The 20,808-nt window shown below is 63.5% G+C and carries 13 protein-coding genes and 1 pseudogene; 6 read left to right on the top strand and 8 right to left on the bottom strand.

The window, feature by feature from the left end; genetic code table 11:
* Window positions 1-2 precede the first annotated feature (2 nt).
* The 3 genes from QP045_RS16465 to QP045_RS16475 are packed head-to-tail and all read right to left on the bottom strand — an operon-like array spanning window position 3 to window position 3,858.
* The gene (locus QP045_RS16465) at window positions 3-1,070 is read right to left on the bottom strand and encodes an acyl-CoA dehydrogenase family protein (RefSeq protein WP_422516087.1); all 1,068 of its coding nucleotides are present in this window, start codon (window positions 1,068-1,070) and stop codon (window positions 3-5) included.
* Window positions 1,067-2,257, bottom strand: coding sequence for an acyl-CoA dehydrogenase family protein (locus tag QP045_RS16470; RefSeq protein WP_422516088.1), 1,191 nt, complete (start codon window positions 2,255-2,257; stop codon window positions 1,067-1,069). The genes QP045_RS16465 and QP045_RS16470 overlap by 4 nt, the downstream gene beginning before the upstream one ends.
* Entirely contained in the window at window positions 2,254-3,858 is a 1,605-nt protein-coding gene (locus tag QP045_RS16475; RefSeq protein ID WP_422516089.1) for a GMC family oxidoreductase, read from the bottom strand. Before QP045_RS16475 ends, QP045_RS16470 begins: the two co-directional genes overlap by 4 nt.
* Before the next feature lie 202 nt (window positions 3,859-4,060).
* Between QP045_RS16475 and QP045_RS16480 the strand changes: the two genes are divergently transcribed.
* The 5 genes from QP045_RS16480 to QP045_RS16500 all read left to right on the top strand — a co-directional run bounded on the left by QP045_RS16480 (window position 4,061) and on the right by QP045_RS16500 (window position 11,014).
* Window positions 4,061-5,569 (top strand): aldehyde dehydrogenase family protein, encoded by a 1,509-nt coding sequence (locus QP045_RS16480; protein WP_422516090.1) that lies wholly within the window; start codon window positions 4,061-4,063, stop codon window positions 5,567-5,569.
* Window positions 5,570-5,686: 117 nt separating this feature from the next.
* Complete coding sequence (locus tag QP045_RS16485) at window positions 5,687-6,916, top strand: FAD-dependent monooxygenase (protein ID WP_422516091.1); 1,230 nt, start codon at window positions 5,687-5,689, stop codon at window positions 6,914-6,916.
* Window positions 6,913-8,091: an alpha/beta hydrolase gene (locus QP045_RS16490; protein WP_422516092.1), complete on the top strand. Its 1,179-nt coding sequence runs from the start codon at window positions 6,913-6,915 to the stop codon at window positions 8,089-8,091. Before QP045_RS16485 ends, QP045_RS16490 begins: the two co-directional genes overlap by 4 nt.
* Window positions 8,088-8,906 (top strand): helix-turn-helix transcriptional regulator, encoded by an 819-nt coding sequence (locus QP045_RS16495; RefSeq protein ID WP_422516093.1) that lies wholly within the window; start codon window positions 8,088-8,090, stop codon window positions 8,904-8,906. Before QP045_RS16490 ends, QP045_RS16495 begins: the two co-directional genes overlap by 4 nt.
* A gap of 11 nt (window positions 8,907-8,917) precedes the next feature.
* Window positions 8,918-11,014: a PQQ-dependent dehydrogenase, methanol/ethanol family gene (locus QP045_RS16500; RefSeq protein ID WP_422516094.1), complete on the top strand. Its 2,097-nt coding sequence runs from the start codon at window positions 8,918-8,920 to the stop codon at window positions 11,012-11,014.
* A gap of 546 nt (window positions 11,015-11,560) precedes the next feature.
* Here the strand turns inward: QP045_RS16500 and fumC are convergent.
* The 5 genes and pseudogenes from fumC to QP045_RS16525 form a co-directional block, all read right to left on the bottom strand.
* Window positions 11,561-12,991: a class II fumarate hydratase gene (gene fumC / locus QP045_RS16505; protein ID WP_422516107.1), complete on the bottom strand. Its 1,431-nt coding sequence runs from the start codon at window positions 12,989-12,991 to the stop codon at window positions 11,561-11,563.
* A gap of 99 nt (window positions 12,992-13,090) precedes the next feature.
* Window positions 13,091-14,695: pseudogene (locus tag QP045_RS16510) on the bottom strand (NAD-dependent malic enzyme); the annotation flags it as partial.
* A gap of 547 nt (window positions 14,696-15,242) precedes the next feature.
* Window positions 15,243-17,471, bottom strand: a complete 2,229-nt coding sequence (locus QP045_RS16515) for a xanthine dehydrogenase family protein molybdopterin-binding subunit (protein ID WP_422516095.1) — start codon at window positions 17,469-17,471, stop codon at window positions 15,243-15,245.
* The gene (locus QP045_RS16520; protein WP_422516096.1) at window positions 17,468-18,355 is read right to left on the bottom strand and encodes an FAD binding domain-containing protein; all 888 of its coding nucleotides are present in this window, start codon (window positions 18,353-18,355) and stop codon (window positions 17,468-17,470) included. Before QP045_RS16520 ends, QP045_RS16515 begins: the two co-directional genes overlap by 4 nt.
* A gap of 127 nt (window positions 18,356-18,482) precedes the next feature.
* Window positions 18,483-19,079, bottom strand: coding sequence for a (2Fe-2S)-binding protein (locus QP045_RS16525; RefSeq protein ID WP_422516097.1), 597 nt, complete (start codon window positions 19,077-19,079; stop codon window positions 18,483-18,485).
* A 439-nt stretch (window positions 19,080-19,518) separates the two neighbouring features.
* Here QP045_RS16525 and QP045_RS16530 point away from each other — a divergent pair, with 439 nt between their 5' ends.
* Window positions 19,519-20,805: a serine hydrolase domain-containing protein gene (locus QP045_RS16530; protein ID WP_422516098.1), complete on the top strand. Its 1,287-nt coding sequence runs from the start codon at window positions 19,519-19,521 to the stop codon at window positions 20,803-20,805.
* Window positions 20,806-20,808 lie beyond the last annotated feature (3 nt).

The following is a 20,808-nucleotide window of genomic DNA, read 5'->3' on the forward strand; positions in this document are numbered from 1 at the left end:
GGTCAGGAGGGCAGGGGCGGCCCAGCCTCCACCTGCTCGAGGAGATGGTCGGTGTCCCCGAGCATCGTCTCGAGCACGGTCAGTCGCTGGAAGTAACGGCCGGCAGGGTATTCCGCAGCCAAGCCCATCCCGCCATGCAGCTGGATCGCCTCGCTTCCCACGAAGCGGGCGGCGCGATTGACCAGCGCCTTGGACGCGGCGACCGCGACCTGGCGCTGCGCGGGCGGCGCATCAAGCATGGAGACCGCGTAAAAGGTCATCGAACGGGCCTGCTCGACCGCAACCAGCATGTCGGCCGCGCGATGCTGGAGTGCCTGGAAGCAGCTCAGCGGCACGCCGAACTGGTGGCGGGTGTTGAGATAGTCGGCCGAGAGCGAAACCAGCCGCTCCATCGCGCCCACCGCCTCCGCACAACAGGCCACAATCCCGCCATCAACCGCCTCCCCAAGCATGGCCGGATCGCCGATCGCGGCGTCATGCGGGAGCATGACATCGAACGTCAGGTTGGCCGCCCGGCGGCCGTCGGGTGTCGGGTGGATCTGCACGGAGAGCCCAGGTGTCGCCGCCGGCACTAGGAAAATAGCGAGGCCCTCGGCCGTGGTGGCGGGACAGAGGATCAGATCGGCGCTGTCGGCGTCGAGTACGGCGACCTTGGCGCCGCGGAGGGTCCAGCCTGCGTCCGTCCGCACCGCCTGGGTTGCCGGTATGTCCCAGCGGTATCGCATCCCGGGTTCGTGAAGGCAGAGCACCGCGTGCAGCCCGCCATCGAGCAGATCGCCGAGCGCCGGGTGCCCCGTCCGTGCGAGGATTCGGCCGGCGAGCAGCACCGACTGCAGATACGGAGCCTGAGCCAGGGTGCGGCCATAGGACTCCATCAGCAGCATGATCGTCTCACGGCTGCCGTCGAGGCCACCTTGCTCCGCCGAGAAGGGGAGGGCGATCAGGCCGAGATCCTGGTAGGCGCGCCATTCGGTCGCGAGATCGTGCGTCTCGGCGGCGGCTTGGGTGTCAAACAGCCGGTCGATCGCGTCGCGGACCAGGATTTGCTCGTCGTCGAGGTCGAAGTTCATGCGGTGCGCCCCAGCCCGAGAACCGTCTTTGCCAGGATCCCGCGCTGGACCTCGCTCGATCCGCCGAAGATCGAATATTTGCGCGAGCTGAAATAGGCCGACAGGATTGCCGGGTCCGACGCAAGCCCTTGGAACGGCGCGCTCTCCGCATCACGAGGGAATCCCGCGGTCAGGACCTCAGGTCCCAGCGTTTCTACCAGCAGCGCCGCTGCCGTCTGCAGAAGTTCGGCGCCCTTGATCTTCAGCATCGAAACTTTCGGATCGACGCCGGCGTCGGCTGCCCCCTCGCTTGCGACGACGCGCATCTGAATGATCTCCAGCGCCTTCAGCTCGATCTCGGCCAAGGTGAGGCGCCGCCGAAAAGCGGGGTCGGCGAGCAGTCCTGCAGCTTCGGCATGGCTGCGCGCGCGCTCCAGTCTGCGGCGTGCGAAGCCGACATTGCCCATCGAGGTGCGTTCCTGGCCCAGCAGGAACTTGGCATAGGCCCAGCCGTGCCCTTCCTCGCCTACCAGGTTCGCTAAGGGCACCTCGACATTGTCGAAAAAGACCTCGTTCACGTGATGATAGCCGTCGATAGTGCGGATCGGCCGAACATGTATTCCGGGCGTGGCCATGTCGATCAGGAGAAAGGAGAGGCCCTGCTGCTTGCGGCCGCTGCTGTCTGTGCGGACGAGGCAAAAGATCCAGTCGGCTTCGTGGGCATAAGTCGTCCAGATCTTCTGCCCAGTGACCCGGTAGACATCGCCGTCACGCACCGCCGCAGTTCGCACGGCGGCGAGATCGGAGCCTGCGCTGGGTTCCGAAAAGCCTTGGCAGAACCACAGGTCTAAATTGGCGATGGCAGGCAGGAAGCGGCGCTTCTGCGCCTCGCTCCCGAACGCAGCGATGACTGGCCCCACCAGTGCGACGTTGAACGCGAGCGGCTTTGGGACGGCGTTGCGGTCGATCTCCTCCGTGAGGATCGCACGCTGAACGGCGGACCAAGGCCGGCCACCATATTCCAGCGGCCAGTGCGGCACGGCATAGCCCGCCCGGTTCAGGATCTGCTGCGCCTCCACCACCCATTCGCGCGGCAGTGGCTTCTCCTCATAGACCGCTCGCCGGATCCGTTCCGGCACATCGGCTAGAAGGGTGGCGCGAACTTCGGCACGGAACTGCCGCTCCTCCGCGGTCACGGACAGCTTCATGCGGGGTCCGCAGCGAGTGGCGGAATGCCTCGGATGAGGTCGGCGGCGCGTTCGGCGACCATGATCACTGGCGCGTTGATGTTGGCGCCAGGCACGGTCGGCATCACCGAAGCGTCGACCACGCGAAGTCCGCGGACACCGCGCACGCGCAGTGCGCTGTCCACGACCGCGGCCGGATCCTCACCCATGCGGCAGGTGCCGGCGGGATGCTGGGTGATCTTGAGGTTGTCACGGATGAAGTCGTCCAGCGTCGCGTCGGCGCCCGGGCTGATCTCCGCCTCGACCAGCTCGCTGAGCGGCGATTGCGCGAAGATGCGGCGCACTGCCGCGATCCCGCTGCGGATGTCCGCGAAGTCGCCGGCAGTCGAGAGCAGGTTGAGGTTCACACGCGGCTTGTCGAGGGGGTCGGCCGATCGCAGCGTCACGGAGCCGCGGCTTTCGGGGTGGAGTTGCATCACCATCACCGACAATACGTGGCTCTGGCGCTTGCCGAACGGATGCCAGAGCTTGGCATCGAGACGTACCGGAAGGAAGACGAGCTGGATGTCGGGCCGCGCAAGCTCCGGCCTGGTGCGCAGCATCAGTACACCGCTGGTGATCTGGCTGGCGAAGGAACCTTTCCCGGTGAGCGCCCAGCGCAACACCGAGAGCGCTGCGCGATCCGAACGCAGGGCGTTTAGGAAGCTGGTGCTCTCGCGGGCGGCAAAGCTCATGTAGACCAGCGGATGTTCGGAAAGGTCGCGGCCGACGCCTGGCAGATCCTGTACCACCGGGATGCCGAGCTCGGCCAGTTGCGGGGCTGAGCCAATTCCCGACAGCATCAGGAGCTGAGGCGAGTTATATGCGCCACCGCTCAGGATTACTTCCTTGCGCGCCGGTGCTTCGCCACGCACACCATCGCGTTGATACTCGACCCCGGCCGCGCGACCCTCTTCGATCAGGACGCGAGTGGCTTGTGCATTGGAGAGCACCGTCAGGTTCGGCCGACGCAAGGCCGGGCGAAGATAAGCCGCCGCCGTGCTCGCGCGGCGGCCGTGCCTGTCCACGGTGACTTCGCAGGTCGAGAAGCCCTCTTGTTGGGTGCCGCTCAGGTCCGCACTTTCCGGGAACCCCGCCGCAAGGACCGCCCGGCGGATCGGCTCCGTCAGCAGGTGATCGCCGCGCACCGGAGTGACCGCTAGCGGACCATCGGCCCCGTGGTAGGGGCCAGCGCCGCGCCAGCTCGACTCCATCCGGCGGAAATAGGGAAGCACGTCGGAATAGGACCAGCCAGCGGCCCCCATCTGGCGCCACCCATCATAGTCGCTCAAATGCCCGCGCATGTAGATCATGCCGTTCACCGACGAGGATCCGCCGTACACGCGCCCGCGCGGCAGCGCTAGAGACCGGCCTCCCAGCTTGGCGTCCGGCTCGCTCGCATAGCCCCAGTCATAGCTGGGGTTGGCGGCAGTCATCATGAAGCCGAGCGGCATGCGGAACAGCCAGTGGTCGTCGCTCCCGCCAGCCTCGATCAGCAGGACCGAGTCCTTGCCGCTCTCGCTCAGTCGATTGGCGAGGACGCAGCCAGCGGAGCCGGCGCCGACGATGATGTAGTCGAACATGTCCAGGACCTCAGACATGCTGTGCCCGGCTGGCAAATGCTGCGGATGCCCCTGCGATTTCCGGCATTTCCCCTCCCAGCCACCAGTTGGACAGCGTTGTGGCATGGCAAATAGCATTCGACAACATATAACGCTGTTGGTTATGGTGCGTCTCACTGGAGGTGACCGGCACGCAAGCCGGCACCGAGACGAGGGGTAGAGGATGGCGGGCGCGGCAGTTCTGGATCGACCCGAGGTTGCTTCGCTGGACAAGGCGCGTGCCTTTGTCGCGAGCCGGCACCAGCTGTTCATCGGCGGTCGTTGGGTCGAGCCGCTCGACGGGGCACGGTTTGCGACCCATGACCCGGCCAGCGGCGCCGAACTCGCCCAAGTCGCGGAAGCGCGCGAAGCCGATGCCGATGCTGCCGTAGCGGCAGCGCGCAGGGCGATGGAGAATTCCGAATGGACGGACATGAAGCCGGCGGCACGTGCCCGGCTGCTGAACCGCCTTGCTGATGCCCTTGAAGCGAATGCCGATGAGTTCGCCGCGCTCGAAACACTCGACAATGGCATGCCGGTCCGCGACGCCCGCTTCTTCCACCTCGCGCATGCGATCGAGGTGCTGCGCTACAATGCCGGCTGGGCGACGAAGCTCAACGGCGAGACGATCGCGCTTTCGGGCATGGGCACCTGGCACGCGTATACGGTGCGCGAACCCGTTGGGGTGGTCGCGCAGATCGTGCCGTGGAACGCTCCGCTCGCCATGGCGGTGGCGAAGATCGCCCCGGCGCTCGCGGCCGGCTGTGCGGTGATCCTGAAGCCGGCTGAGGAAACCCCGCTGACGGCATTGCGGCTCGCGCATCTGGTGGCGGAGATCGGCTTTCCTGATGGCGTGTTCAACCTGCTCACCGGTTTCGGCGAGACGGCTGGCGCAGCGCTGACGGCGCACCCGGGTGTCGACAAGGTCACCTTCACCGGATCGACGGAGGTCGGCCGGCTGATCCTTCGCGCGGCGGCCGCGAACTTCAAGCGCGTGACGCTCGAGCTGGGGGGCAAGACACCGGTGATCGTGCTGCCGGATGCCGATCCCGCCCGCGCGATAGAGGGCGCGGCGCGGGCTATCTTCACCAACGCTGGCCAGGTCTGCAACGCGGGCTCGCGGCTGTTCGTCCACGAGCGCCACTTCGACCAGGTGGTCGAGGGCGTCGCCCGGATCGCGGAGGGCATGAAGCTCGGCTCCGGGTTTGACGCCGACACCCAGATGGGGCCGGTCATCTCCGACATTCAGCGCGACCGGGTCCGCGGCTATGTTCGCCAGGGTATCGAGGCCGGGGCGACCCTGCGCGCGGGGGGACGTGCGGTCGACGACAGCGGCTTCTTCGTCGCGCCTGCCGTCCTCACGGGCACCGATCCGACCATGTCGGTCCGGCGCGAGGAGATCTTCGGGCCAGTGCTGTGCGCCATGTCATTTGCCGACGTCGATCTCGATCGCATCGCCGCGGAGGCGAACGCTACCGAATATGGCCTGGGCGCGGTGATCTGGACCAACGACCTCTCCGCCGCTCACCGGCTGGCGCGCACGCTCAAGGCGGGCACGGTGCGCGTCAATGGCGGCGGGCTAGACCCGGCGCTGCCCTTCGGCGGCTTCAAGCAGTCGGGCTGGGGTCGCGAGAACGGCCGTGAAGGCATCGACGCGTACACCGAGACCAAGGCGGTCGCGATGGCGCTCTAGCGCCGTCAGCACACCGAAACGAATACGACATGGCGCAAGAGCCTGACGCTCGACCATCTCAATCGTGACGAACGGCATTCGTCATGTGCAGTCGGCCGCGAAGGAAGGGGAACAATTTTGAGAAACACTCCGGGGACCGGGATCGTCGGCGGCGGCATCGGCGGATTGACCGCGGCCCTCGCGCTGCTGCGCAAGGGGCATGAGGTCACCGTCTACGAACAGGCGAACGCGCTTCAGGAAGTGGGAGCCGGTCTGCAGATCAGCCCCAACGGCGTCCGCGTGCTGTTTGCGCTGGGCCTCGAGAAGGAGGTTCGCGCGGCCTGCTTCGAGCCGGAGGGCAAGGAGATCCGTCTGTGGAACACCGGCGACCGTTGGAAGCTGTTCGACCTGGGCGTGGAATCCCAGACTCGCTACGGCTTTCCCTACATCACCATCCACCGCAACGACTTGCACCAGATCCTGGTTAAGGCCGTGGAGGAGGCGGCGCCGGGTTGCATCCGGCTGGGGCATCGCTTTGTCGACCTACGCCAGACCGCCGCTTCCGCGACCCTGGAGTTTGTCGACAAGCCATCGGCGAGTTTCGACGTGGTGATCGGGGCCGACGGCGTCCACTCGAAGATGCGCGAACTGCTGTTCGGGGCCGGCCCGGCCAGATTCACTGGAATTGTCGCCTGGCGCGGCGTTATCCCCGCCGAACTGCTGCCGGAGCGACTGACGCAGCCGATCGGCTACAACTGGGTCGGCCCAGGGGGCCATGTGATCCATTATCCCATCCGCCGGGGCGAGCTGATCAACTTCACCAGCGTGGTCGAGCGGCAGGATTGGGCGATCGAATCCTGGACGTCGCCGGGTACGAACCGGGAATATCACGACGATTACCCCGGGTGGCACGCCGATGTGCACGCCTACATCGCGGCCATCCCGCAGCCGTTCAAATGGGCGCTTATCGCTCGGCCTCCGATGCAGGAGTGGGTGCGCGGCAGGGTCGCATTGCTAGGGGACGCCTGTCATCCTTCGCTGCCGTTCCTCGCGCAGGGCGCCACCCAGGCCATCGAGGACGCCTGCATCCTCGCGCGTGCCTTCGCCGAGTTCGACACCGTCGAAGAGGCGCTCGATCGCTATCAGAAGGCACGCATCCCCCGCACGACGCGAGCGGTGCAGGGGGCGAACGCGAATGCCGAGCGCTTCCACAACCCGACCCTCGCCGATCCGGCGGGCGCGCAGAAATATGTTGATGAGCAATGGGCCGCGGACAAGGTCGTGGCCCGCTATGAGTGGCTGTTCCGCTACGATGCCACTCGGGTGCCACTCGACGATGCCTCCACTGGCGCGGGAGACGGCGCATGACCGAGCGGCAATGGACGCGTACGCCGCTGATCCTGTCCTTTCCGGACAATCCCAACTTCACTGAGACTTATGGGTTCGCCGGCAATTCCGGCCATGTGAACCTGGAAGGGCAGTTGATGCGGCTGCCGTCATCGACGTCCCGCACCGTCTATATCTTCATGCATCCCACTTCGGTGCTGCATCTCCTCCCGATGCCGGTTGCCCTCGCCGACGCCGGGCTCGATGTGTTGTGCGCAGCCAGCCGATACCCGCGCAACGACAGCGCGCTAATCCAGGAGAAGGTGGCGATCGATCTGGGCAAGTGGATCGCGCACGCCCGAGAAGCCCTTGGCTATGAAAAGGTCGTGCTGCTCGGTTGGTCCGGCGGGGGCTCGCTGTCGCTCTTCTACCAGGCGCAGGCGGAAAGCCCGAGCATCACCCACACTCCGGCCGGCGATCCGGTAGATCTGGTCCATGCAGGTCTGCAGCCGGCAGACGGCGTCATCTTCATTGCGGCGCACCTGTCGCGCGCCGAGACGCTGACCGAATGGCTTGATCCTTCCGTGACCAACGAGCTCGATCCGGACGACCGAGATCCGGAGCTCGACATCTATTCGCCGGATTGCCCCAACCAACCGCCCTACAGCGCCGATTTCGTCACGCGCTTCCGTGAGGCGCAGCGGGCGCGCAACCGAAGGATCACGGCCTGGGCGACGGACCAACTCGCGCGGCTGAAGGCAGCGGGCGGCGTCGAGCAGGAGCGCGCGTTCGTTGTCCACCGTACGATGTGCGACGTGCGCTGGTTCGACCCTGCTGTCGATCCGTCCGAGCGCCGGGTCGGCTGGAGCTACATGGGCGATCCGCGTGCGGTGAATGTCGGTCCGGTGGGGCTGGCGCGCTATACTACCCTGCGTTCCTGGCTGAGCCAGTGGAGCTATGACAAGTCGAACGCCAAGGGCCCGCTCAACGCGGCGAAGATCCACCGCACTCCGGTGCTGCTGATCGAGAACACCGCCGATGAGGCGGTTCCCGCGACACACAATCCGGCGATCTACGAAGCCCTGGCGACGCCTGACAAGGAATATGTCCGCCTGGAGGGCGCGACCCATTACTATCTCGGCCAACCGGAGTTGCTCGCGGCGTGCATTGCCTCGGTCACGGGGTGGAGCCAGCGAAAGGGCCTGCTGGAGGAATGACACCTCAGGACCCTGACCATGCGATCGCCCAGGCGCTGGCTAGGCTCGTCGGCGCGATCGGTAGCGCAGGCTTTCCTGCCGGCTTTCTGGAAGCACTCCGCGTGCTGGGGGATGTCGAACTCTGTTCGGTGTTCCGGCGTACCGGCCGCGGCGTGGAACTGCTGTTCGCGCAGGGGCGCGCGCTGCAACAGGCTGAATTCGCGCTTGATGCCTCCCGCGAATACGCCCGCGCACACTGGCGCTCGGACTTGCAAATGATGCGGCTTGCCAGTGCGCGAGGGGGCGGACCGCTGATCCTGCGTCGGGGGGCCGCGGAGATCTCCAATTCCGCCTACCGCGCTGCGTGCTACGATCGTGCCGGCGTGGTCGATCGCTTGTCGATCTGCTGGCCCGGCACGATCGATCTCGTCGCCAGTGGGTATCGCACGTCGGCATCTGGTCCCTTTGCTGCGTCGGAGGTCGCGCGGATCCGAGTCTATGCGAGCCTGCTCCACGCCGCGCTCGTCCAGCACCTGCGCGCCGATGCCGCGACCGGCCTGGTGTTCGATGAGGGTGCGCTCGTGGAGAAGCTGCTGGCGCTCGACTGTCGGTTGAGCGCGCGTGAGGCGGAGGTCGCGGCCGGATTGATGCTGGGCGAGACGCAGGAGCGGATTGCCCAGGGCCGGCGCCTCTCACCGACCACGGTCGTGACCTACCGCCGCCGTGCCTATGGCAAATTGGGGGTGGCCAATCGCCGGGACCTGCAGGCGCTGCACCGGCGACTGCTGGCCGAACCGGGCATCGCGCAAGCGCGCAGTGATAGCGGGCGAGATTGAAGGGGAGTGGCATGAGGTTAAACTTGTGGCGGGCCGCGCTCGTGCTGAGCTGTGCGAGCCTCACGGTGCAGGGCGGCGCACAAAGCGGCAAACCTGCAAACGTGGATGATGCCCGACTGCGCACGGCAGACCGCTCTCCCGGCGAATGGATGGCGCCTGGACGCACCTATGACGAGCAGCGGTTTAGCCCGCTCCACCGGATCAACGACAGCAATGTCGCCGATTTAGGGTTGGCCTGGTTCGCCGATCTGAGCGCCGATCGGGGCGTTGAGGCCTCTCCGTTGATGATCGGTGGCGTGCTGTACAATATCGAACCTTGGAACGTGACCGTCGCCTATGATGCGAAGACGGGGAAGGAGCTGTGGCGCTACGATCCGAAGGTCGATCGCGACACGGGCAAGCTGGCCTGCTGTGACATCGTCACCCGAGGACTGGCCGCGTGGAAGGGCCGGATCATCCTGGCGACGCTCGACGGCAGGCTGATCGCGCTGGACTCGAAGACGGGGAAGCCGACCTGGAGCGTGGACACGCTGGAGCCGGTCTGGCCCTATACGATCACCGGCGCGCCGCGCGTGTTCGATGGTAAGGTGTTAATCGGCAACGCTGGCGCCGAAGGTGCCGCGCGCGGCTATGTCACAGCCTATGAGGTGGCGACCGGCAAGCAGCTCTGGCGCTTCTATACCGTTCCTGGCGATCCGTCGAAGCCCCAGCACAACAAGGTCTTGGAAATGGCCGCCAAGACCTGGAACGGCGAATGGTGGAAGGTCGGCGGCGGGGGCACCGTCTGGGACTCGATCGTCTACGATCCCGATCTCGACCTCGTCTACATCGGCACCGGCAACGGCGGGCCCTGGGCTCAGCGCTACCGCAGCCCGGGTGGTGGCGACAATCTGTTCCTCTCCTCGATCGTCGCGCTCCGCGCCGACACCGGTGCATATGTATGGCACTATCAGACGACCCCTGGGGACGAATGGGATTATACCGCCACCCAGTCGATGATCCTCGCCGACCTCACGATCGGTGGAAAGCTCCGCAAAGTGTTGATGCAGGCGCCCAAGAACGGCTTTTTCTACGTGCTCGATCGGGCGACGGGGAAGCTGATCTCCGCCAAGCCATTCGTGCCGATGAACTGGGCTAGCGGCATCGACCCAGCCACCGGACGACCCAACGTCAATCCCGAGGCACGCTACGGCGAGACGCCGGTACTGCTCACCCCGGGACCGGGTGGCGGGCATAACTGGAATCCGATGGCGTTCAGCCCACGGACCGGGCTCGCCTATTTTCCGGTGACGGAGATGTACATGGCGTTCTCGGTCAATCCGAACTTCCGCCAGTCGCCGGGCAACATGAGCCAGCTCGGCATCTCGACGACCGGATATGATCTCACCCGAAAGGCAGCAGCGGCGTATGCAGCGGCCAACAACAAGGCTTGGCTCACGGCTTGGGATCCGGTGAAGCAGGAAGAGCGCTGGCGCGTGCCTTATCCCACGCGGGGCAGTGGCGGCGTGCTCGCCACCGCGGGCAACCTCGTCTTCCAAGGTACGGTGGGCGGAACGTTCGCCGCCTATCGTGCGGATACCGGCGAAAAGCTTTGGGAAATGCCTGTCCAGCAGCTGCCGATTGCGGCGCCGATCGCTTACAGCATCGATGGCGAGCAATATATCGCAGTGAACGCGGGCTGGGGCGGGGGGCTCGCACATTCGAGCACGGCCAAGACGCTCGGCTTTCCGATCTCCGTGCCCCGGTTGCTGGTGTTCAAGCTGGGCGGCAAGGCACAACTGCCGAAACTGGCGGATGCCGCGCCGGAACTCGTGCGACCGGACGATGCGAGCGTTGGCGCAAGTGTGGTTTCCCAAGGGGAGCAGCTCTATGCGCAGCATTGCGCTACCTGCCACGGGGAGGCCGCTCGCGGCGGCATCAAGGACCTGCGCCGGATGTCCCCGGCGACGCACCGCGAGTTCCTCGACATCGTGCTGCACGGTGCTCGCCGCGAAAAGGGCATGGCGAGCTTCGACGACCTTTTGAGCGAAACGGATGCAAAGGCGGTCCACGCCTATCTCGCGCGCCGCGCGAACGAGGATTGGAGCGAGATTGTCAAGGGTAACTGATCGTGCTGCGCTCGGCTTCCGTGTCGGCGTCGATCTTGGGCGAGAGACCCGACGATGCCTGGGGCGAGCGACAGATCGCTTTGATTGCCGTACCTGCCTTTGGCGTCGAAGGCTAGAAGGATAGCCGTCTGATAAAGTCCACGACCGCGCGATTTGCGCTGCTTTCGCTCATGGGACCATAGCGAAGCCGAGAAGCGCAGGTCGGCCCTGCAGACCATCAGGAATATTTGAGCAGGGGTGCTGCGGGCTTAGTCACCACTGGCGCCCGTACAACATGGCTGAGCAGACGTGGCGGCATAGGTCGCACAGGGCCGGACTAGATAATCCTTAAATGGTGAAGGCTGTCGGCACTCAACAGTTGCATAAATTTGTCATGCGGCAGCTAGGCTGCTGCTGCAGCCGCGACCTGGCTGGCCAGCGCATATTCCTTCCTTGCGTATGAAGGCGACGACCTCGTCGTGCTTGGTCTGACTGAGCCTTCGGTCGCAGCGGCGAACGGATAGCCACGTGCTTCGTCCCGCGTTCTCGAAAGGCCAGCCTCTGCGCTCAGGCGCCTTGAACGCCTTTTCCTGCAAGCTTTCTGGGATCAACCATATCGTCAAACGTCTTCTCGTCCACCTTCCCGGACTTCAAAGCCGCCTCTTTCAATGTAGAACCATCGGCGTTCGCGAGCTCCGCGATGTGCGCCGCATTATCATAGCCGACGACCGGCGATAGCGCCGTAACAAGCATCAGCGATTGCCCGACTGACGCATCGATGCGCCCGCGATTGAGTTGCGCTCCTTCGATGGAATAGGTGCGCATCCTGTCGCACATGTCACCGATGATACGAATTGAGTGTAGAGCGTTGTTGATGATGATGGGGCGCATCGCATTCAGCTCGAAATTGCCCTGACCGCCCGCGAGGGTGACTGCGTTTTCTTCACCGATCACCTGGATGCAGACCATCATCATCGCTTCGCACTGGGTCGGGTTGACCTTTCCTGGCATGATCGAGCTTCCAGGCTCGTTTTGCGGCAACAGCAGTTCGCCCAACCCACACCGCGGCCCGGAAGCCGCCCAGCGCATATCGTTCGCGATCTTCATCAGCGCGACCGCTAGACCCTTCACACCGGCAATAGTTGCCACCATCGCGTCAAGGGACCCTTGCGCCGCGAACTTGTTGGGGGCCGTCACGAAAGCTTTTCCTGTGAGGTCGGCGATGCTCTTGGCGATGTCCACGGAGAAGCCTTCAGGGGCATTTAGCCCAGTGCCAACTGCGGTGCCGCCGCAGGCGAGCCGGTACAATCCGTTAAGAGAGCAACGGACGACTTCCATCGCATCCCGCACTTGTGCCGCGTATCCCGACCATTCTTGTCCAACGGTGAGGGGCACCGCATCCTGCAGATGCGTACGCCCGGTCTTCACGACGTCCATCCAGTCGTTGGCCTTTGCCTCTATGGCTGTCGCGAACCTGTCCAGCGAGGGTAGCATCTCGTCATCGATCGCCAACACGGTGGCAATGTGCATGGCCGTCGGAAAGCTGTCGTTCGACGACTGCCCCAGATTTACATGCTCGTTCGGGTGGATTGGATCCTGCTCGCCAAGCGCTCCTCCGAGCAGTTGAATAGCCCGGTTCGCGATCACCTCATTCACGTTCATGTTTGACTGAGTTCCGGAGCCCGTCTGCCACACGTAAAGGGGGAAATGCGCGTCAAGAGCGCCCGCGATGACCTCGTCGGCTGCCTTAATGATGGCTTCAGCCCGCCATTGCTCAAGCCTGCCACCTTTGGCGTTTACGAGCGCTGCCGCCTTCTTCACATACCCGTAGACGTGATAAAGCGGCTTCGGCATGCGGTCGTCGCCAATTGAGAAATGTTGCAACGAGCGCTGGGTCTGAGCGCCCCAGTACCGGTCCGCCGGCACAACGACAGTACCCATTGAATCGAATTCCTTGCGCCCTCCCGTCGCGCCGATACCGATCGGGACGTCCTTCATGACGGGGACGCCTCCCGCCTTCTGCGCACTGGTCATTTCTGCCTCCTCAAGCTCGTAGAGAGGTCGATTCCTTTGCGGCGGCTCGGCCGTATATTGGGGCGTGTAGGTCAGCCCCCTGATCCAAGCCCGGACGTCCCTTGGCCGTGACACGGTTGCGAGGCCGCGATCGAAAATGTGCTCCGCGATCCGCGCCGCGGTGGTGATCTCGGTGTCGAGGATATCGGCCTGCCCGGGAAACAGCATGCCTCTATCGCGCGCGGCTTGATCGACCTGGCCGGCCGAACCTTCCGCGGCGGCGATCCACATTCTGTCGTCGATGCTTTTGGGTCTGGTAGCGTAGACGGCAAGGCCCATCGCCGGGAAGATGTAGAAATTGTTAGCCTGCCCCGGATGGAAGGCCTTTCCATTTAGGACGACATCCGGGAACTGGACACCCGCCGCGAAGAGCACCTTGCCGTTTGTCCACCGGAAAGCCTGCTGCGCCGTGCATTCAGCCTTATTCGTCGGGTTCGACAGCGGAAACACGATTGGGCGATCCGTATTGGCAGCGACGGCTTTAACCACCGCTTCGGTAAACAGACCCTGCGTAGTGCTAACGCCGATCAGGACCGTGGCGTTGAAAGACTTCACACACTCGGTAAGATCTGTCGTCGCGCGCAGGTTCTTGGCGTAAACCTTCTGCGAAGGGCTGAGACCATTCCGCCCCGCATCGAGCAGGCCGCTGATATCAAACATCGCGATACGATCACGCGCATCGTCTCCGCTGAGGCCCTCGGCCACCATCGCTTCAACGATCATGTTGGCGATGCCGATACCTGCCGAGCCCGCGCCGGCGAACAGTATCTTCTGATCTGCCAGCTTCTCGTTCTTGATCTGCAGGGCTGTGGTCAGGCCGGCAATGGTCACGCTCGCCGTACCCTGGATATCGTCGTTGTAAACGAGATAATCGTCCTTGTAGCGTGCCAGCAGTCGGATGGCGTCCGTGCCCTTCCAGTCCTCAAAATGGACGCAGACTCCGGGAAAAACCTTGTTCGCGGCTTCCATGAACTCGTCGACCAGTGCGTCCACTTCGTCAGGCGGCGGTGGCTCACTACGCAGCCCCGTGTAAAGCGAGTCCTCTCGGAGCGCGGCATTCGTTGTGCCGATGTCGAAATGAATTGGAAGAAGGGCCTCAGGCGGTACGCCGGCACACGCTGTGTAGAGCTGGAGCTTGCCGATCGGTATCGGAGCGCCATTTGCTCCAATATCGCCCAGGCCGAGAATGCGGCCTCCTGAGGATATGCAGATGAAGCGGATCTCGCGCGTCGGCCAGTTCGCCAACACTTCGGCAAAGCGACCCTTCATCTCCTTGGTCAGATACATTCCTTGCGGTCGGCGAAATATGTGGCCGTACGTCAGACATGCATCTGCGATAGTTGGATCGTACACGATCGGCACGAACCGAGCCGGATCGCGCATCAGGACCGCATAATACAGCGTCTCGTTCCGATCGGCGAGTTCCTGGAGGTAGACATATCGCTCGAGGTCGTCGGGCTTGGCCGACAAATGGCCCAGCACACGCCCGACCTGCGTCTCCATGTCTTCGATGACGGCTGGCAGAAGACCTTCCAGCTTCTTGGCCGATCGCTCTGCAGCGGTGAACGCGGTCGCCTTATTGGCCTTAGGATCCTGCAGCAATTCCATGCCGACGCTCTGCTTTGCCATGGCAATCTCCGTTGACAAGTCCCGCAGCGCTCACTCCACGGCAGCAGCTCCAGCGGAATCTGGATCCCTCGATCACTCGGAAGCGGGACTATTCAGTTTCATCTCGAAGGCTCCCTCAAGTGCCGAGGGCGACGGCGGTGCTTTTCACCGATGTAAAGATGGCACCGACGGCGACCGGAGTCCGGTAAAGCCGAGTGAACTCACGTCTAGAGAATGCGCGTCGATGCACAAGCAACTTGCATCCTGAAGCTTTGCCGGCGCAATTCAGATACCCAGGCGGCGGGGACAGACTTGAGCCAGTATCTGGCGGTGGCGAGGTAAACCATGCCGAGGAGACTGTTAAACAATTGGCCGTGCGGGTGGCAATGGCACGGTTGATCAAAACGCGTCCTCAGATGCTATCCTACCCTGAAGTTATACCAAGCCAATTTGTCCACGCCGCCGCCTAGTCAGTTTTGAGACTCGCTAGCGGTCGAAGCATGCACCAGACAGATGAAGTCCTGCCTGATACCGCACCTCGCCGACTTCAAAGTCGAATTGCAGGCGCTCAGGCCAGAAGCTTATCCATGAGGATCGGCAGATCGCGAATACGCTTGCCCGTCGCATGATAAACCGCATTCGCGGCTGCTGCCGCACCGCCGACAATCCCGATTTCCCCAATGCCTTTGACACCGAGCGGATTGATCTCGGTATCCTCTTCGGGGACAAGGATGACGTCGACCTGGGGAGTATCTGCGTTCACAGGCAGGAGGTACTCGGCGAGGCCGTCCTTCACCCAGCGACCCCGCTTTTCGTCGACGCCCGTCGCCTCCAGCAGCCCGGAGGCCATTCCCCAGATCATGCCGCCCATCAACTGACTGTGGGCAGTACGGGTGTTGACGATCCGGCCGGCTGCGAAGGCGCCGGTCAGGCGCGGAACGCGGATCTCATGCGTCAGTCGGTGGACCCGCACTTCAACAAATTGCGCGCCAAAGGCGAACATCAGCGGCTTTCCGTTCTTGGATTCGTCACCGCGCGCTTGGTTCGAGGCGGGCACTTGCCCCTTGCGCAGCATATCGAGAGCCTTGGGCTGCGTGCCAGGCGGCAGGAACTCGCCCAGCTCGCTCACTTCGCTCACGCCCAGCCGGGCGAACGCCGCTGCACGGCCATCCCGCGACGGGATTGTACCGCCAAACCGAGCACGGATTTTATCGGTCGCTAGCTTTACAGCCGATCCGATCGATGCCGTTCCCAGGGAATTGCTGGATGCCGGGGCCGCGGGGAGTTTCGAATCTCCCATGATCACCCGCACCTGCCTTGGATCGATCCCCAGTTCGCGTGCGGCGATCTGCGCCAGCACCGTATAGGTCCCCTGACCCGAGTCCTGTCCGGAGGATTCGATCCGCACATCACCGTTCGAGTTCATGGTCACCCGGGCAATGGCAGGTCCCATATGGGTGGGGTACGCGGCCGTCGCGCAGCCATAGCCAATCAACCAGTCACCGTCGCGCATCGAGCCCGGCTCGGGATTACGCTTGCTCCAGCCGAAACTCGCTGCCGCCTCGTCGTAGCATTTCATCAGCGAGCGGCTGGTGAAGCGCGCGCCATCGACCGGACTCTCGCGCATATCGTTGATCCGGCGCAGCTCGATCGGATCCATCCTGAGCGCCACCGCAAGCTCGTCCATCGCGCTTTCGAGCGCATACATGTACGGCATTTCGATCGGCGCGCGCATAAATCCGGAAGCCTGGCGATCCGCCTTGACCAGGTTTGCGCGCGTCTGGATGGCCGGCTTGCCGTACATCGAAGTCGTGACGCCAAAGCCCGCGAGCGGATAATCGTCGTGGCGTGACTGCAACTCCCAACTCTCGTGATGATAGGCCACGAGGCGTCCTTGATGGTCGGCGGCGAGGCGGACGCGATGCTTGGTTTCCGCACGGTAGGTGGCGAGGGTGTAGCCCTGATCCCGGGTCACGACGTTGCGAACGTCCCGCCCAAGCTCGCGTGCGGCGCCGGCGATCAGCGCCGTTCGTTGGGTCATGAAGCCTTTCCCGCCGAACGCGCCCCCCATGAAGGGATTGATGACGCGCACCTTTGATGGACCGACCCCCATCATCACCGCCGCGCCGTGCGCGAGCTCGACCACGAACTGACTTGGCTCATGGATGGTTAGTGCATCGCCCTTCCACGACGCGGTTGTGGAGTAGAGCTCGATCGCGTTCTGATGTTGCGCTGGCGTGGAATACTCGCCCTCGATCTTCACTGGAGCTGCAGCAAAGGCAGCGGCGAAATCGCCGACGTTCTTCTCCTTTTCCAGGAGAGCGTCGGGGTGGATCGTGTCTGCCCCGGGCGCACCGATGACGACGGCAGGCTGAGCGCGCGCATACCGACACGCGATCCGATGTGCCGCGTCCCGTGCGACCTCATAGCTTTCGGCGATGACCATCGCGACGATCTGGCCATCGTTGAAGATCTCGGGCCCCGTCAGGGGCATATTCGTATCGGAAGCGTAGCCGCCCTTCTGGGTATATGCGGTCGCAACTCGCGCGGGCGCATTGTGATGTGTGTAGACTTTCACGACCCCCGGAAGCGCCTCCGCGGGTGAGGTGTCGATCGAGACGAGCTGGCCGCGCGCGATCGCGCTAGTCAGGAAATAGGCTTCCAACGGCTTCTTTCCGTGCACGTCGGCGGCGTAAGGTATCCGTCCTGTAACTTTGGCGGCGGACTCGGTGCGGGCGAGGGGGGGGCCCATGTTCTCACCGGGAACTGGGGCTGCGCTGCTGTTCTTTTTCATCATGCCACCTCCATCGCTTGCGCTTCAAGAAGCGAGCGGACGAGCGTCGCCTTCCCGAGTGGTACCTTGTAGAGGTTCTGCTTGCGGGTGCGCGCGTCTCTGAACTCCGCGTCTGCTGCCGCCCTTGCGCTGGCTTCGTTCAGGCGCGCTCCCAATAGCGCCTTCTCGGCCTTGCGGGCGCGCCACGGGATCGTCGCGACACCGCCCAGACCGATCCGAACGTCGCGGACGACGTCACCCTCTAGTTCCAGGGCGACAGCCGCGCTCGCATTGGCAAACTGGTAGCTCTGCCTGTCCCGAATTTTGCGGTACAACGACCTACGTCTGGGGCCGCCGGGTACGATAATTGCGGTGATCAGTTCTCCGGGTACGAGATTGGTCTCAATATGGGGTGTTTGGCCCGGAAGCCGGTGCAAATCAGCGACATCGAGAGTACGCAATCCGGTCCGCCCTAGGATTTCGACCCTGGCGTCGAGCGCAACGAGCGCGGGTGCCCAATCTCCAGCGTAGAGGGCGATGCAATGCTCGCTCGTACCCAGTATTGCGTGTCCGCGGTTCGCTCCGTCCAAGGCTGCGCAACCGGACCCCGGCACTCGTTTATTGCACTGCTCGAAGCTTGGATCGCGAAAGTAGCTGCATCGCGTCCGTTGAAGCACATTGCCGCCCAGCCGTGCCATATTGCGCAACTGCTGCGAGGCAGCCTGCCAGAGGCTTTCAATAAGGATCGGATAGTCGCGGCCAATTGACTGGTCTTCGTGGAGCGCTGCCATGGATACGAGCGAGCCGATTCTCAATTCTCCGGCCGAGCGGTCGATCCGGTGCATCGACACGTCGCGCAGACCGGTAATATCGACAATGACCTCTGGCTGCAGGACGTCGAGCTTCATCAGATCGATCAGTGTCGTACCGCCACCCTTGTATTGGACGGGGGAGCCGCATGAGCTTTCGCCGACACCGATGCGCGCGCGATAGCGGCCGCGAGATCGGTCGGGGCCTCGTAGATGAACGGACGCATCAGGCCTTCTCCATCTCGAGTTTGGCCTGCTTCACGGCCGCGACGATATTCGGATACGCCGCACAACGGCACAGATTGCCGCTCATATATTCGCGGATATCTACGTCTGAGTTGGCATGGCCCTCTCGGATGCATGCCACTCCGGACATGATCTGTCCCGAGGTGCAATAGCCGCACTGAAAAGCATCGTGATCGATAAATGCCTGCTGCATCGGATGAAGGTGCTCGCCGTCGGCAAGCCCTTCGATCGTGGTGATCTGGTGCCCTTGGGCCGCGACCGCGAGCGTTAGGCACGAGAGGTGCCTTTCACCGCCGATGTGCACAGTGCAGGCGCCGCATTGACCCTGATCGCACCCCTTCTTCGACCCGGTAAGGTCCAGCTTCTCGCGCAGCGCGTCGAGCAAGGTCATACGAGTATCAACCTGGACGGCATGCGGAACCCCGTTCACCATCAAGGAGACACGCAGCATCTGCGGTTCCGATCTCGGTTCCACCGCTCCCTTCGCTTCGGAAGACGTGGGGCCAAGCGAAATAGATGCTGCGATGGCGACACCGCTCGAAAGAACGTTGCGACGGTTCAGAAGAAATTCGTCCACGGCCACCAATCCCTTGAATGCGTAGCGACTGAGACGAGGACGGTACCAACTGTGCAACCAGGCGCGCCTCGTCTCACGAAGCAACCACGCTTTCCGGAAAGAAGCAGGTAAATTGGCGTAAACGCAGCACAAACGAATAGAGATGGGTTTGTGCGTACATCCACTGTCTCTGCCCCCGCGCCTGGTTCGCGCAGCTCTGCTATTGGCGAATGCCCGAGAGTGCCCAAGGCGAATTCCGCGTCCTGGTAGAGGATGTCTCGGACACGAAGTTCCACCGCATCACGATCTGCATCTGCCAGCACTGCACCAAGCAGATCGAACTGCACGCTTGCAGACTACCGCTTACGGGACCCCGTCAAATGAGGAGGAAACGATCGCGTAGCCTTTCGCGCGAGATGTAACCCCGCTACGCTCCTATAGCAGAAATCGGGGGTCGTTTATGAAACCACTTCTTCTTGGTGTTGCGGCGCTCGTTCTTACGGTTCCGGTTGTTGCTTCCGGTGGCGCGCCGAAGCGCACCGAAGCGGCGGCTCCTACAGTCCAGATCGACAAGGTGCGGATCGACCGGGCGCTGGCCGACATGGTGTCGAGCGGGCGCGCAGTGGGCGTCTCCGCCCTCATTTGGAAAGACGGTCGCGAAGTTTATTCCGGCACCGCCGGCGAAGCCGATCGCGAAGCGAGGCGCCCCATGCGGCGCGATGCACTCGCGCAGATCTACTCCATGACCAAACCGGTGACCGGCGTTGCCTTGATGACGCTCTGGGAGCAGGGAAAGTTCGGGCTGGACGATCCGCTCGCGCGTTACCTGCCTGAATTTGCCGAGACCAAGGTGTTCGCAGGGCAGGACGCGACCGGTAAGCCGATCTTGCGGGCGCCGGACCGGCCGATCGTCATCCGCGACATCCTCCGTCACACCGCGGGGTTCGGCTATGGTGCCGGAGAGGATTACCTCGGGACTGAATGGTCGCGGCTCGACCCCCTGAACACGGATCATGATCTGGCCGAGTTCGGCCGCCGCCTTGCTAAAGTGCCCTTGCTTGCCGATCCGGGCCGGCGGTGGAGCTACAGCGCTGCGGTCGATGTGCAGGCGCTCCTTGTTGAGAAGCTGACGGGAATGCCGTTCGAACGCTATGTGCGTCAGCGGATCTTCGAGCCGCTCGGCATGAAGGAAACCGCCTGGACGCAGCCAGAGGATCGCTACCCCAGGCTCGCCGCCATGTACGAGAAGGGTGCTGCCGGACTGCTTGAGCGTGCATCTGAGAAGGAGCAGCGCGGGCTGAACTTCACCCCGGGTCGAAAGCTCACGATGGGCGGCGCCGGGCTCGTCTCGTCGGCCGACGATTATATGCGCTTTGCACGCATGCTGTTGAACGATGGCAGCCTGGACAGCGTGCGCATCCTCAAGCCATCGACCGTAAAGCTGATGGCTACCGACCAGCTCGACCCCCTAGTGACGGAGCGTTCATGGTTGTCCACGAAGGGCAACGGCGGGTTCGGGATCGACTTCTTCGTCCGTACCGGTCAGCCGCGGGATGCCAACGAAAACCGAGGAGCTCTCGGCGAGTATTTCTGGGACGGCAGAGCTTCGACGCTTTTCTGGGTCGATCCTTTGAACAAGATCACGGCGGTCTTCCTGGTCCAGGTGATCCCCTTCGACGGTACGCTCCACCGGGACTTTCGGCGGGCGGTCTACGGCGATGCGTATCTAGGACCGAAGGGCGACTAGATG

It is taken from the genome of Sphingomonas sp. 3-13AW (assembly GCF_049311085.1).
Classification (GTDB): Bacteria; Pseudomonadota; Alphaproteobacteria; order Sphingomonadales; family Sphingomonadaceae; genus Sphingomonas.

Excerpts from the sequence above, each read along its gene's own strand:
- QP045_RS16465 (WP_422516087.1), bottom strand. The coding sequence starts at position 1,070 with ATGAACTTCGACCTCGACGACGAGCAAATCCTGGTCCGCGACGCGATC.
- QP045_RS16470 (WP_422516088.1), bottom strand. The coding sequence starts at position 2,257 with ATGAAGCTGTCCGTGACCGCGGAGGAGCGGCAGTTCCGTGCCGAAGTT.
- QP045_RS16475 (WP_422516089.1), bottom strand. The coding sequence starts at position 3,858 with ATGTTCGACTACATCATCGTCGGCGCCGGCTCCGCTGGCTGCGTCCTC.
- QP045_RS16480 (WP_422516090.1), top strand. The coding sequence starts at position 4,061 with ATGGCGGGCGCGGCAGTTCTGGATCGACCCGAGGTTGCTTCGCTGGAC.
- QP045_RS16490 (WP_422516092.1), top strand. The coding sequence starts at position 6,913 with ATGACCGAGCGGCAATGGACGCGTACGCCGCTGATCCTGTCCTTTCCG.
- QP045_RS16495 (WP_422516093.1), top strand. The coding sequence starts at position 8,088 with ATGACACCTCAGGACCCTGACCATGCGATCGCCCAGGCGCTGGCTAGG.
- QP045_RS16500 (WP_422516094.1), top strand. The coding sequence starts at position 8,918 with ATGAGGTTAAACTTGTGGCGGGCCGCGCTCGTGCTGAGCTGTGCGAGC.
- fumC (WP_422516107.1), bottom strand. The coding sequence starts at position 12,991 with ATGAAGGACGTCCCGATCGGTATCGGCGCGACGGGAGGGCGCAAGGAA.
- QP045_RS16515 (WP_422516095.1), bottom strand. The coding sequence starts at position 17,471 with ATGATGAAAAAGAACAGCAGCGCAGCCCCAGTTCCCGGTGAGAACATG.
- QP045_RS16520 (WP_422516096.1), bottom strand. The coding sequence starts at position 18,355 with ATGAAGCTCGACGTCCTGCAGCCAGAGGTCATTGTCGATATTACCGGT.
- QP045_RS16530 (WP_422516098.1), top strand. The coding sequence starts at position 19,519 with ATGAAACCACTTCTTCTTGGTGTTGCGGCGCTCGTTCTTACGGTTCCG.